This window comes from Candidatus Nomurabacteria bacterium, from assembly GCA_023898605.1.
GTDB lineage: Bacteria > Patescibacteriota > Minisyncoccia > Phycocordibacterales > UBA9973 > HK-STAS-PATE-34.
The window spans coordinates 606,477-619,067 of sequence record CP060230.1; the positions used below are offsets into that span (position 1 = coordinate 606,477).

The 12,591-nt window shown below is 35.6% G+C and carries 12 protein-coding genes; 10 read left to right on the top strand and 2 right to left on the bottom strand.

Annotated elements, in window-relative coordinates; all coding sequences use genetic code 11:
• Positions 1-96: 96 nt before the first annotated feature.
• From H6791_03495 to H6791_03525, 7 genes are all read left to right on the top strand, one after another.
• Positions 97-3,033, top strand: coding sequence for a C39 family peptidase (locus H6791_03495; protein ID USN94793.1), 2,937 nt, complete (start codon positions 97-99; stop codon positions 3,031-3,033).
• Positions 3,023-4,063 carry a hypothetical protein gene (locus tag H6791_03500; protein USN94794.1) on the top strand — a complete coding sequence of 347 codons (1,041 nt, stop codon included), beginning with the start codon at positions 3,023-3,025 and terminating at the stop codon, positions 4,061-4,063. Before H6791_03495 ends, H6791_03500 begins: the two co-directional genes overlap by 11 nt.
• Before the next feature lie 106 nt (positions 4,064-4,169).
• Positions 4,170-4,430 carry a hypothetical protein gene (locus H6791_03505; protein USN94795.1) on the top strand — a complete coding sequence of 87 codons (261 nt, stop codon included), beginning with the start codon at positions 4,170-4,172 and terminating at the stop codon, positions 4,428-4,430.
• Complete coding sequence (locus H6791_03510; GenBank protein USN94796.1) at positions 4,423-4,695, top strand: hypothetical protein; 273 nt, start codon at positions 4,423-4,425, stop codon at positions 4,693-4,695. Before H6791_03505 ends, H6791_03510 begins: the two co-directional genes overlap by 8 nt.
• Positions 4,685-5,254: a DNA-3-methyladenine glycosylase I gene (locus H6791_03515; protein USN94797.1), complete on the top strand. Its 570-nt coding sequence runs from the start codon at positions 4,685-4,687 to the stop codon at positions 5,252-5,254. Before H6791_03510 ends, H6791_03515 begins: the two co-directional genes overlap by 11 nt.
• A 12-nt stretch (positions 5,255-5,266) precedes the next feature.
• Positions 5,267-6,049, top strand: coding sequence for a hypothetical protein (locus tag H6791_03520; GenBank protein ID USN94798.1), 783 nt, complete (start codon positions 5,267-5,269; stop codon positions 6,047-6,049).
• A gap of 35 nt (positions 6,050-6,084) precedes the next feature.
• Positions 6,085-9,060 (top strand): ATP-dependent helicase, encoded by a 2,976-nt coding sequence (locus tag H6791_03525; protein ID USN94799.1) that lies wholly within the window; start codon positions 6,085-6,087, stop codon positions 9,058-9,060.
• A gap of 19 nt (positions 9,061-9,079) precedes the next feature.
• Here H6791_03525 and H6791_03530 read toward each other — a convergent pair whose 3' ends face one another.
• Complete coding sequence (locus H6791_03530; protein ID USN94800.1) at positions 9,080-9,358, bottom strand: hypothetical protein; 279 nt, start codon at positions 9,356-9,358, stop codon at positions 9,080-9,082.
• A gap of 48 nt (positions 9,359-9,406) precedes the next feature.
• Between H6791_03530 and H6791_03535 the strand changes: the two genes are divergently transcribed.
• Positions 9,407-9,781, top strand: a complete 375-nt coding sequence (locus H6791_03535; GenBank protein USN94801.1) for an MGMT family protein — start codon at positions 9,407-9,409, stop codon at positions 9,779-9,781.
• A gap of 161 nt (positions 9,782-9,942) precedes the next feature.
• Here H6791_03535 and H6791_03540 read toward each other — a convergent pair whose 3' ends face one another.
• On the bottom strand, positions 9,943-10,821 hold the full coding sequence (locus tag H6791_03540) for an alpha/beta hydrolase (protein USN94802.1): 879 nt from the start codon (positions 10,819-10,821) through the stop codon (positions 9,943-9,945).
• Positions 10,822-10,899: 78 nt separating this feature from the next.
• Between H6791_03540 and H6791_03545 the strand changes: the two genes are divergently transcribed.
• Together H6791_03545 and H6791_03550 are read left to right on the top strand one after the other, a co-directional pair.
• Positions 10,900-11,901 (top strand): rhodanese domain-containing protein, encoded by a 1,002-nt coding sequence (locus tag H6791_03545; GenBank protein USN94803.1) that lies wholly within the window; start codon positions 10,900-10,902, stop codon positions 11,899-11,901.
• A partial coding sequence (locus H6791_03550; protein USN94804.1) for a phenylalanine--tRNA ligase subunit alpha occupies positions 11,886-12,591 on the top strand: 706 nt, incomplete at its 3' end. The genes H6791_03545 and H6791_03550, both read left to right, overlap by 16 nt.

Consider the following 12,591-nt stretch of genomic DNA (forward strand, 5'->3'; position numbering starts at 1 on the left):
CACAAAACTACGATCGTAGTTTTGTGTTACCTTTTGAATAAATTTGACTGGGGAAAAGATTTTATATAACAAAATATTGTTGTTATAATTTTATTAATGAAAAAAGTATTATTTTTACTTTGCTTGATATTATGCCTTTTGTTTTTTCAAAAAGCAGAAGCTGCTACTTTTATCGATTCCGACATAACAGAAGATCAACACTGGACACTAGAGGGAAGCCCATATGTTATAGATGGAGCAATTACTACTGATTTTGGGACAATCGTAACCATAGATCCAGATGTTACTGTAAAGTTTACAGAAAACTCACTTTTAGTCTTTTACGGAGACATAATAGCTAACGGTGTAGATGGTTTTGAGATAGTTTTTACAGCTTATTCTGACGATGATTATGGTGGAAATACAGACGGGGTTTTTGGTAGCAAGTATAAAGGTTATTGGGTAGGATTGTTCTTATACGGACAAAATAATGTAATGGATAGTGTTTTTATAAGATATTCCGGAGGTGCTTTTGTTCCAGGTTTTGACACAGAGTATGATCAGGCGCTTCGAGTTTTTGGAGAACTTGATTCAACAGATTTGACAATAGGAAGTAGTAACGGTTCATTATATGTCGGTCCGGATGCCAATGTTTCCATAAGTGATTTTTGGATGACGAGCTCTGGTCCGGTCGGGGCTTTGGTTGAAGGATTTCTAGATATTTTTGATGCTCATGTTGTAACAAATACGGTCAATTTTAAGGTTGCTGGAAATGGAAGGCTTGTATGTGATGATTGTTTTATTCAAGACACATTTCTTGTAGATAGTAAGGGTATTTATGTTACAGACAATGGATCTATAGATATAAAAAACTCTTTTTTTGAAAATCCTGTACGTGGCATAGATTTTAATTATTCGGATAATTTTATCCCGGAGGGTTTTGTTGAAAACAGTGTTTCCAATACAGTTTTCAAAGGGCATAATTATTCGGCCGTTTCTTTTGATGAGTCTAGACCTACTAATTTTAAAAACAATACATTGAAGCTCAGTAATAGGGGAATCTGGGTAGAAAATTATACAGATCTTTCCAATCTAGATTTTAGATATAATTGGTGGGGTGATGCCGCTGGACCAAATCATCCAAGTTTTAATAAAACAGCCAAAGGTCTAAGTGTGGCTTCTGTTTCTGAAAAACAGGTTTTTTATCCGTGGTTAAATTGTGACCCGATATATGATGATAATTGTGAAGGTTATCTAAGTGCGCATTTTTCTGAATTGGGACAATATAAAGTTGACGGGACATCTGTCGTGCCAGAGGGGGGTGAAAATATGAGCGGTAGATTTTATTTTAAAGGAGAACTTTTCAATTCTGATTCTCCTGCAAAAATGCAAATAGAAATAAAAGAATCGAATAGCGATTTCGATGGATTAGATTTACACGAGTCGGACTTTGTTTCTGCTGGTGAAGTCGCCGAAATATTTGTTGAACAAATACCAAGAGGTAATTATCACTGGAGAAGTCGTGCGGTTTTGGATTCCGGAGAAGAAGGTGAATGGGAAGAGTTTGGGGTTTCCGGAAATACTGATTTTGTTGCGAATACTGTTCCGCATTATACGCAAACGAGATCCATATATCCTTCTTTGGAGGATTCTGATTTGTGGTCTACTGAAGTTTATGCAGAAGGTAAGGCTTCTGGGCCAAGTTCTTGCGGTTTAAATATTGGTGCTTGTGGATGTGCTATAACATCAGCTGTTATGGTTTTAAGATATAGTGATATTCTTGAAAAAAATGGTGTAAATACTGATCCAGGAACTCTTAATACTTGGCTAGAAGAAAACAATGGCTATTCTCATGGCGGTGCTTTGTCTTGGTATAAAGTATCTGAGTATTCAGGAGGCATTCTATCTTATGACAATCGTTCTGGTAACTATACTGACAAGTTTGAACTTCTAGATGAATATATGGATTCAGATATGCCAGTGATTGCTCGGATGGATAGAGGTAGAGGTGCAAATTCACAACACTTTGTCGTGATATCAAATAAGCTGGATTCTTCTTACGAAGTTCTTGATCCCGCATGGTACAACACAAAAACCCTGAATGATGGCTACACTAGCGAAAGTGGCGCCACCGTAAAAGTTCGTGATTATGAGGGCGGATTTGACGGTCTGAGGCTATTCAGGGCGAGCGATGGTATCGCACAAAACTATACAACAATAAGTATGTCTTCTCCGGCAGATATTCTCGTAACAGATAGTTATGGTAGAAGAGTTGGAAAAAACTCCAGTACGGGTGAAGAGTATAGGGAAATACCAGGGTCTTCTTATGTTTCAGAAGTTTACGATTCTCCAGAAGGTGGAGACTTATCTGATCACGAGTGGAAATTTGTTTATTTAGAAGATTTGGAAGATGAAAATATCGATATACAGGTTTTTGGTACAGGAGATGGCGAATATACCTTGGAGTATTCTGGTAAAAATGAAGTCGGGGAAGATATAAATAGCTCTTTTTCATCAAATATAACTAACGGAGAAATTATAGATTTTGATCTAGATGAAAATATGGATCTAGAGAAGACCAACTTCTTGGAAGGAGAAATATATTTTGATCCAGAAAGCGAAACTAGTATCTATGGTTCTAATTTTGAAAATGCTCAAATTTCTGAAAATGAAAATTTTATAAACATAGATTTAGAAGATAATATAACAACTCTTCTTTTGGAAGAAAATCAAGGATTTGCAGGGTGTGATTTGTCAGATTTCGACATAAAAAGATCTATCAGGGGCGTAGTTTATGATGGAGAAATATATAAATATCCAAAGAATGTTTTTGGTGTAGATTGGCAAAAATCTAAGTCTGGAAATATTCACCAACTCACTCAGATTTTGTGTGTACATGGGAAATATAATATAAGACTTGAGTATCATAAAAATACAAACAAAACACAAGTAAAAATAAATTTCTTTACGGGTGAATCTTTTGTATACTATTATGAAGGGATAAAGACTCTTAAGGTCAAAACAGATAAGGGAGATATAAAATATGAGTATTAGAAATCACAGACATTTTATAGTTTTAGTTATACTTGGCATTTTTTGCTTTACAGCTTTGGCTATGTTTTTTTTCTTGGCGAATAAAGAAAAAATAAAAGAAGGATATGTTTTTGAAAATACACAACAAGAAATAAAAAGTGATATTTGCCAGAGTGATGGGATAAGAATAGAAACAAAAATAGAAGAAATTGAAAAAAGAAATGGAATTTTACACGTAAATGTTTTTTCTAAAAATGAAGAATTAATAAATCAATTTGACATAGAAAATATTCCACCAAATCACTACAGACCTTTTCAGGTTTTAAATTGTAATATTTACTATTTATTTATAGAAGAATTTGAAAATAGTAGATTGTTAGAAGCAAGAATGATTTCAGTTATTAATGAAACAGATCAAAAAATACAAAAATTATCTTATGTTGAAGAGAACGGAAAAGAATTATTTTACAGCTTTATTTTCTCCGTTGATCCAAACGAAAAATATATCTCCTTAATAAAAGGCTATTTAGGCAGTGAAGATTATTCTTTGGTTATAAAGAAACTTGATACAAAAGAAGACTACTATGTCTTGAGTATGCCTGAACTTTTCAAAAATTATCCAGATTATGTGGGAGATATAGAGTTTATTGATTGGTCACAAGACGGAAAATATTTTTGGTTCAGTTTATATGATCAAGCTTATACACTCGCATATGTAAAAGTAGATATAGAAAATAGAAAATACGATATTTACCAGGCACCAGAAGGCACCATGGGAGGAGATCCTTTAAATATAGAAACTGGCTGGGTTACATATGACGACGGAGCACCGTGGAGTGGTTTTGCAGATATTGACGAGGAATACCAAAATGAATGGTTGGATCAAGGCAAGTTGGTAAATTTTAAGCTTTATAACATTTTTACAAAAGAAGAAATTCTTTTAGAGCAGTTTTCTGACGCTATTTGGTACCCAGGACAAAAATGGATAGACGAAAAAACTCTAGAATACACTGTTCCTAGCGGGGAAGTAAAACAATACAAAGTAAATTAATAAAGTAAAAAGATAACACAAAACTACGATCGTAGTTTTGTGTTATCTTTTGGTTGTTTTTATGTTTTTTGGTTTAGGGGTTATAGTGGTGTATAATTTGGTTATTATGAGAGATAACTCCACAAAAAAGATGCCAACATGGCTCGCCCTACTTATTGTCGCAATTGTTTTTGCAGTGACATTGTGGGGGAGAATAGATCTCGAGAGAAAGGGTGTTATAGGAAAAGATCCTTTGGTTATCGATAATTTTGAAGAGTGTGTAAGGGCTGGAAATCCTGTTTTGGAAAGTTACCCAGAAAGATGTATCACCAGAGATGGTCAAAGTTTCACTAACACAAAACAAATTCTAATTATAGAAGATGAGTAAAATTTGGTTTAAAAGAAAATATTTTGGTTGGGGTTGGTATCCATATTCTTGGGAAGGATGGCTTACTATTTTTGTTTGGGCTGGAATAAACATTTTTGTTTTTAGAAGAATTGATTTAGAAAGTCATTCTTCTTCGGATACTTTGATCAGGTTTTTTGCTCAGTTTATACTTTCTATTTTTATTCTTATATTTATTTGTTACAAGAAAGGTGAAAAGCCAAGATGGCAATGGAATGGAAAGCCCATAAAAAGAAATGAAAAATAGATGTGCTTGGGCCAACGGAGATGATATCTTGATGAAAGAATATCATGATAAGGTTTGGGGTAGGCCAAAGAAAAACGATATAGATATATTTGAAGCAATCGTTTTGGATACAAACCAAGCAGGACTTTCGTGGTCATGTATTCTTAACAAGAGAGATAACTTCGCAAAAGCTTTTTGTAATTTTGATCCTAGGAAAATATCAAAAATGGGAGAAAGTGATATAAAGAAACTCATGAAAAACTCTGGGATAATAAGACACGAAGGTAAGATAAGGGCGACTATAGAAAACGCCAAAGCTTTTCTACAAATCCAAAAAGAGTTTGGCAGCGCGGCAGATTATTTCTGGGCTTTTACTTCGAAAAAAGTTATTTTCAATAACTTCAAAGATATAAAATCTATTCCTTCAAAAACCGCTATTTCCGAAAAAATGTCAAAAGACCTTAAAAAAAGAGGGTTTAAATTTACTGGCCCAGTCATGTGTTATGCCTTTATGCAGGGTATTGGGATAGTGCATGACCATACAAAAGATTGTTTTTTGTACAAAAACCTGAAAAATTGATAAAATTATAGTATGGAAAACGAACTAAATATAACCAGTATATTCAAGGAGTCATGGGCTCTATTTAAAAGTAACTTTAAAAAGTACATAACTATCAGCATATTTGTCGGAATAGTTTACTTTGCTGTTTCTGCACTCCAAGAAGGATTCCAAAGAGATGGTGGAATATTGTTTTTTATCTACACACTTTGTGCGATAATCGTTCAACTTTATCTAACAGCGTCATTTATCAGGATTAGTCTCCGAGTTGTAGATGGCAAAGAATACAAGTTTTCTGATATATATGATAGTTCTATCAATGAAATAATTTGGAAGTATCTTGGCGCTGCTATTGTTATAGGACTTTTAGTTGCCGTGCCTTTTGCTATCGCATTTGGACTATATCTACTCAACGGTTATATTGGAATTATTGCAATCATACTCGCATTTCTAGCTTTTGTTCTAGGAGTGTTTTTTGTGCTTATAAGAATGTTTATGTACCAGTTTGTGGTAGTCGATAGAAAAACTACTCCAAAAGAAACTGTAAAGTTTTGTTGGAACATGACGAGAGGCAAAGAGTGGGAACTTATACTATATTTTGTTCTTGTTGGATTACTGAACTTTGCTGGCGCAATACTCTTTGGAATTGGCCTTATAATTACGATTCCTATGACCATGCTTGCAACTGGTATCTTGTTTAGAAAAATGACAGGCGATAACCAAAGTGTTGAAGTAGAAGAAACTCCGTCAGAAAATATGGGTGAGAGTACAGTGGTAAACGCCGAAGTTGTAGAAAATACTGAAGAGGGGCAATAATTTATTATTTTGCCGCTCTACTGTATACTACCCTCATGTCCAAAGAACTATTCCAGGAAAAATACAAACTCCTAAACAAAGAGCAAAAAACCGCCGTCGACTCTATCGAGGGGCCGGTTATGGTTATAGCTGGGCCTGGAACAGGTAAAACAGAGGTTCTTTCGCTTAGAATAGCCAACATACTGAATACCGTAGATATTGGAGCTTCTGGGGTTCTTTGCCTTACATTTACACGATCCGGAGTTATTTCTATGAAAAAGAGGCTTCAGAGCTATATAGGATCTGAAGCAAACAAGGTAAAAATATCTACATTTCATAGTTTCTCAAAAGAGATTTTGGATAAGTATTTTCTTGTTTTAGGTTTTACTAGAGCTCCTGAAATAATAGAGGACAGAGAAGTTGGTTTTATATTTTCTGATATTTTGGATTCAAAAGACTGGAAACATCTAAAACCAAGACATGATTCTGCCAAGTATTTTTCTGACATAAGGAGTTTGATATCACTTCTAAAACGAGAGGGCTATACACCAGAGATGTTTCAGAGTGAGATTTCAAAAGAAATAGATTTTATAAAGTCTGATCCTGAAAATATATCTTCTCGAGGTCCAACAAAAGGAAGTCTCAAAAAAGATGCACAAGGCAAAATAGAGTCTCTGGAGAGAACAATGGAAGTTGTCGATTTCTATGAACTGTATGAGAAAGAAAAAGAAATGAGAGCTCTTGTTGATTATGATGACTTGCTCAAATATGCACTTGAAATAGTTAGGGAGTCAGATGATGCGAGAAGTGACATAAGAGAAGATTATCAGTATATATTGGTTGATGAGCACCAAGATTCATCAAATATTCAAAACGAGTTTTTGCAAGCCGTTTGGTCTGATACAGAGTCTCCAAATATTTTTGTTGTGGGAGACGATAGGCAGCTTATATATGGTTTTGGTGGAGCATCACTTTCTTATTTTGAGAATTTCAAAACCAGTTTTGGAAAGGCAAAACTCATAACTCTTCTCGAGAATTATCGTTCTACTGGTACCATACTAAAGCTTGCTGATAACCTACTTTCTAGTTCTCTCGCAGAGGGTTCTCTCAGGAGTAATCTCAAAGAGTCACACGATGTAAGTCTTCTCGAATATACATATCCTAGAGACGAAATAATTGCCGCGGGACTATATTTTCAAGAAAAAATAAAGAACGGTAGAGATCCGAGAGAGTGCGCTCTCCTTTTACCTAAAAACCACAACGTAAAAACTGCTATAGGAACACTAAGGTCTATGGGTCTTCCGGTTTCTGGTGGGGGAAATGAGTCACTTTTTTCTTCCTCAAAGTTTCGAGAACTAAAAACAGTTCTTTCTGTCGTTTCAGATCCAAACAATCATGTGTCTTTGTCTAGGTCTGTTCTTTCAAGTATTTCTTCTATCGATAGAATGCAAGCGTTTGAATTCCTGAAGAAGTTCAAAGGGAAAGATTTTAGCGTGTCTGACCTTACTGGTTCTTCCAAGGAAGACGGACTTTTTGCTGGTCAAAATCAAGTCGCGTTGTTTGGAGAAAAACTAAAAGACTACATAGAAAAATCATCTCAAAAAAACCTTGTTCAACTGATAAGTTATATAGGAGAAGATTTGTTAGTCAAAAAATCTAATGGTCAAGGAGATCTGTATCAAAACGTAGAGATACTGCGAACACTGATTCACCTAGGAGAGATAAGAATGCAGAAAAATGAAAACGAGACATTAGAGGAGTTTGTAGATTATCTTTCTAAAATAGAGTCTTATGGAATGGATATACCTATCGCAACACTCCTATCTAGTGGTGGTATTTCGGTTATGACACTACACAGGTCAAAAGGATTAGAGTTTGAAGATGTATGGATAGCGCACATGGACGATAGATCAGTCATGTCTAGTAAAAAAGAGGCGTTTAGTTTACCACTTTCTATAAAAGAAAAAATAGAAAGAAAAGACAAAGATACAGCCAAAAGAGAAATATATGTAGCTATAACTAGAGCCAAGAAACACTGCACGCTCTCTTATCCAAGGCACGACATAAGAGGCGGAGACTTGGAACTGTCGGAGGTTATAAGAGAGATAGAGGATGGTCACTTTGTTATGAAAAGCGCCGAAGAAACAGAAAAAGAAATCCTGAAAGCGGGTCCAGATATATATATAAAAGATAACGAAATTCTCGAAGATAAAAATGAGAAAGAAGAACTGACTTCTTTTGTCAAAGATCAATATGACAACATAAATGTCACTGTTTCTATGCTAAATAACTTTTTTGAATGTCCTTGGAAATGGTACTTTAGAAATTTCTTGAAACTTCCAGAAGAAAAAAACGAGTCACTTGTTTTTGGTTCGGCAGTACACGCGGGTATAGAAGAAGTTATAAAAAATCCTAAATCAAAAAATGAAGATATAGAAAAAGTTATAAATGAATCGATTAGAAAAGAGTTTTTCAAAGAAGATAAAAGACTTTCAAAAGAAGCACTTGAAGTCGTAAAAAACTGGAAAGAAAAATCGCTTCCTGACTTGTCTAGTGATAGACAAAGTGAAAGAAGTGTTTCTTTTTCGGATAAAGATTTTTCTGGCCTCAATATGTATGGAAAACTAGACTTAACAGAGAGGTTTTCAGACGGATCGATTTTTGTCACAGATTTCAAAACGGGTAAGCCAAAGCCAGCGTCACAAATAGAAAAAATGGATGACGAAAATAGACTATCTGACTACATGAGACAACTTGCTATGTATTCTTATCTAATAGAAGGAAGCGAAAAGAAAGAAGTGGCACTCTCTAAACTTTATTTTCTAGAGGCACAAGACGGAGACAAAAATATGATTTACCAAAAACACATAGGGCAAGAAGAGTTGGATTTACTTAAAAGAGATATCAAGGATTACCGAGATTTGTTGGAGTCTAGATCTTGGACTGACAGGAAGTGTAATAATACTGGGTTTGGAAGAGGTGATTGTGAATACTGCTCTCTCGCAAAAGAGATATACAAAAAAAGTTTCTAAAAATAAAAAACGGGCTAAGTTAATAGCCCTTTTTTCTTGCTTTGTTTTTTAGATCAAAACCTATCAAGAATGCCCCCACCATAAATAGAAGTATGAATACTGATCCCGACACAAGGCCAATCAAAAGCTTGTTTTGTTCAGTTAGCCAATTGATATAGCTTACTGCCCAAGATTTATTGATTGTTGCTATCGGATTCCAAGGGGCATTTTGAATGATCACAAGTGATGCAAGGAAAAAGCTTATAATTCCCAGCATAAAACGAAATATTCTTTTCATAACTTGTTCGTTTTTTGTCATTTTAACAATATTGGCACTATTGTCAAACAAAGTGTTATTATTGTTTTTATGAATCCCATTAAAAGTAAAAAACCGTTGCGAGCCCTCACGACTTTTAACGGGACAAGAACATTTTCCGAAAAAGTCGTAGAAGTTGCGCTTTCTATACCAAAAGGCAGAGTTACAACTTATGGTAGGATTGCTCGAGCTTGCGGTGCTGGTCCTATGGCAAGTCAAAGTATAACTTCTATACTTTCAAAAGCTTGGAATAATGGCGAGCACAGAATACCTTGGCACCGTATCGTATATGCAAGCGGTAAAGTTTGGCTTGATGACTCGCACAAGAAAGAAAGAATGGCACTTTATAAAAAAGAAGGAATAGATATTGATACCAAGACCGGAAAAATAAAAAACTTTGAAGATATACTTCTTGAATTCAAATAAAAACTCTCCGATGCCGGAGAGTTTTTATTTTATGGATCTAATCTGCTTGGCAGTTCGTCTACATTTACTTTTCTTGGGCCGTTATCAAGCCAGCCGATATATATGCCAAGAATTATAAGAACAATTATTGAAGATATTAATTTCCAATGTTTTTTCATTTTTTATAGTGTTTGTTTTAAGAACCTCTTGACCTTGTTAAAATAATCTACAAATATTGCCATTTCATGTTCATATCCTGGCGCTAGAAACAGTCTTGCACTTACTCCATGCTGAAGTAGAGCTTTTGTCATGTATTTGCTTTGGCTATACGGGATACTTGTATCGCTTGTTCCGTGAAATGTTTGTATTGGTGCGTCTCCGGGGTTTGCGTGGTTTTCAATTGTAAATTCTTCCAAGTCTGCCGCGCATTCTGGGGCAAACAGATCATCTCCACACCAAAGTAGGTCTTCTATTCTTTCTATTTTGCTTGAAGCAAGCTCATCTAGGTGACTAGTAGAAATTGATCCATAGAAGTTTAACGCTGTTTTTATTTCGTTACTTTGATCTAGATTTCCTCCAACTTCACCAAAATATTCTGGTTCGTCGTTTGTAACTGCTGCAAAAGCTGCCAGGTATCCTCCAGAAGATACTCCTAGTACACCGATTCTTTCTGGGTCTATGTTATAAGTTTCGCTGTTGGCTCTCATAAATCTAGCCGCACCTCTGATGTCGTGTATTTGAGCTGGAAATTCTGCTACAGGAGAAATCCTGTAGTCTATAGGTACAACAACGTATCCAGCTTCTGCCAAATCATATGCTCCACCGTCCTCAGCTTCTTCTTTTGTTCCAGAGATAAACCCGCCAGCATGTAGCCATATAACAACTGGGGAAGGGGTAGGTTTGCCAACTGGATATATAACGTTTAGATAAAGAGTTTGTCCGCTAGCTTCTCCAAAAGGTATGTCTCTTATAATGTCTGTAGTGAAAACCGCCTCGGCTTTATTTCCAAAAAATATGGAGATAAATGAGAGAACAATTAACGATATCAATGTCTTTTTCATGGGCTCAATTATAAAACACAGAAGTCTCAAAGTCAAATCAACATAAAACGCTTTTTGTGATAATATGTTTGTTATCTTATGTATCAGATATTACTTTTTTATAAATACGTTTTTATAGAAAACCCAGAGGAGGTTGCTTCTTGGCAGAGGGAACTCCAAGAGCGTTTTTCTCTACGCGGTAGAACGATTGTTGCCAAAGAAGGTATAAACGTAACTCTAGAAGGTAAAAAAGAAGATACAGAAAACTACATAAAGGAAGTAGAGAAAGACCCTAGATTTCAAAATATACACTGGAAAAAAAGCGAAGGCACGGGAAGAGCTTTTCCAAAAATTTCAGTAAAAGTCAGACCAGAAATAGTCGCACTCAAACTTGGAGTTTGCGACGTTGATCCAAACCAAGTTACAGGAAAAAGACTAAAACCAGAAGAACTCCACAGTTGGCTAAACCCACAAAACAATGGTGGGTCGCCCGACCATTCGGAGAATGGTTTAGGGATAAAAGAGGGTAGAGAGTTTTATGTTATAGATATGAGAAACATATACGAACACAAGGTTGGAAGATTTGAAGGTTCTATATGTCCACCACTAAAAAACTTCCGAGACCTGCCTAACATCATCGATCAAATTTCTCACCTCAAAGATAAGACTGTTCTAACTGTATGTACGGGAGGTGTTAGATGCGAGAAGGCTTCTGGTTTTTTGATAACCCAAGGATTCAAAGACGTATATCAACTAGATGGAGGAATAGTTTCTTATATGGAAAAGTATCCCAATGAAGATTTCAAAGGAAAGCTCTATGTTTTCGACAACAGGAAGACTATGGGATTTTATACAGATGATACAAGCCACGAAATTATAGGTGCTTGTGAATCTTGCGGAAAGTCTTGTGAACAATACACAAACTGTAGCGATGTTGAGTGTCACGCACACTTTTTATGTTGCAAAGAATGTTTAGAAAAAAACGGAGGTAAGCTTTCTTGCCCAACAGGATGCCATTATGACAGAAGTGGTAATGAGATAAAAAAGAATATATTTGCTAATATATATAAAGAATTAAAATCAAAATGGAAAAGGACTTAAAACAATCTCTTCACCCGATGACACTGGCGATGAAAGAAGCCATAAGTGTTTTTTCTGAAATCGGTTTTGAGTTTGTTTCTGGACCAGAGCTTGAAAGTGAGTGGTATTGTTTCGACGCATTAAACGTTCCAAAAGACCACCCCGCTAGAGATATGCAAGATACTTTCTTTATAAAATCAAAAGAAAGGTCTGAAGACTCAAGAGAAAGTTTTGTTTTGCGTACACATACAACTTCTGCAACTGCGCGAGCAGTAGAAAAGGCCGGCAAAGATGGTAGGATTCCGTGTGCGTTTGTTTCTATCGGAAAAGTTTTCAGAAACGAATCGACAGATGCAACTCATGAAGCCATGTTCTTCCAAATAGATGGGATGCTCGTTGTTCCAAATGAGATGGCAGAGGAGGCCAGTGTTTCTAGACTCAAGGGTACACTTCTACACTTTTATAAAAAAATGCTCGGAGAAGATGTTGATATACAACTAAGACCGAGTTTTTTTCCGTTTGTTGAACCAGGACTAGAGGTCTGGCTTAAGTTTCAAGATAGATGGCTTGAAGTAATGGGGGCGGGAATAATCCACCCAAATGTACTAAAAAACCTAGGACTTGATCCAGAAAAATATACTGGATTTGCTTTTGGTGGAGGACTAGACCGTATTGTAATGGTCAAATGGAATATTCCAGATGTAAGACTTT

What these genes read in the sequence shown, in the direction of transcription:
- H6791_03495 (USN94793.1), top strand. Translation starts at nt 97, where the DNA reads ATGAAAAAAGTATTATTTTTACTTTGCTTGATATTATGCCTTTTGTTT.
- H6791_03500 (USN94794.1), top strand. Translation starts at nt 3,023, where the DNA reads ATGAGTATTAGAAATCACAGACATTTTATAGTTTTAGTTATACTTGGC.
- H6791_03505 (USN94795.1), top strand. Translation starts at nt 4,170, where the DNA reads ATGAGAGATAACTCCACAAAAAAGATGCCAACATGGCTCGCCCTACTT.
- H6791_03510 (USN94796.1), top strand. Translation starts at nt 4,423, where the DNA reads ATGAGTAAAATTTGGTTTAAAAGAAAATATTTTGGTTGGGGTTGGTAT.
- H6791_03515 (USN94797.1), top strand. Translation starts at nt 4,685, where the DNA reads ATGAAAAATAGATGTGCTTGGGCCAACGGAGATGATATCTTGATGAAA.
- H6791_03520 (USN94798.1), top strand. Translation starts at nt 5,267, where the DNA reads ATGGAAAACGAACTAAATATAACCAGTATATTCAAGGAGTCATGGGCT.
- H6791_03525 (USN94799.1), top strand. Translation starts at nt 6,085, where the DNA reads ATGTCCAAAGAACTATTCCAGGAAAAATACAAACTCCTAAACAAAGAG.
- H6791_03530 (USN94800.1), bottom strand. Translation starts at nt 9,358, where the DNA reads ATGACAAAAAACGAACAAGTTATGAAAAGAATATTTCGTTTTATGCTG.
- H6791_03535 (USN94801.1), top strand. Translation starts at nt 9,407, where the DNA reads ATGAATCCCATTAAAAGTAAAAAACCGTTGCGAGCCCTCACGACTTTT.
- H6791_03540 (USN94802.1), bottom strand. Translation starts at nt 10,821, where the DNA reads ATGAAAAAGACATTGATATCGTTAATTGTTCTCTCATTTATCTCCATA.
- H6791_03545 (USN94803.1), top strand. Translation starts at nt 10,900, where the DNA reads ATGTATCAGATATTACTTTTTTATAAATACGTTTTTATAGAAAACCCA.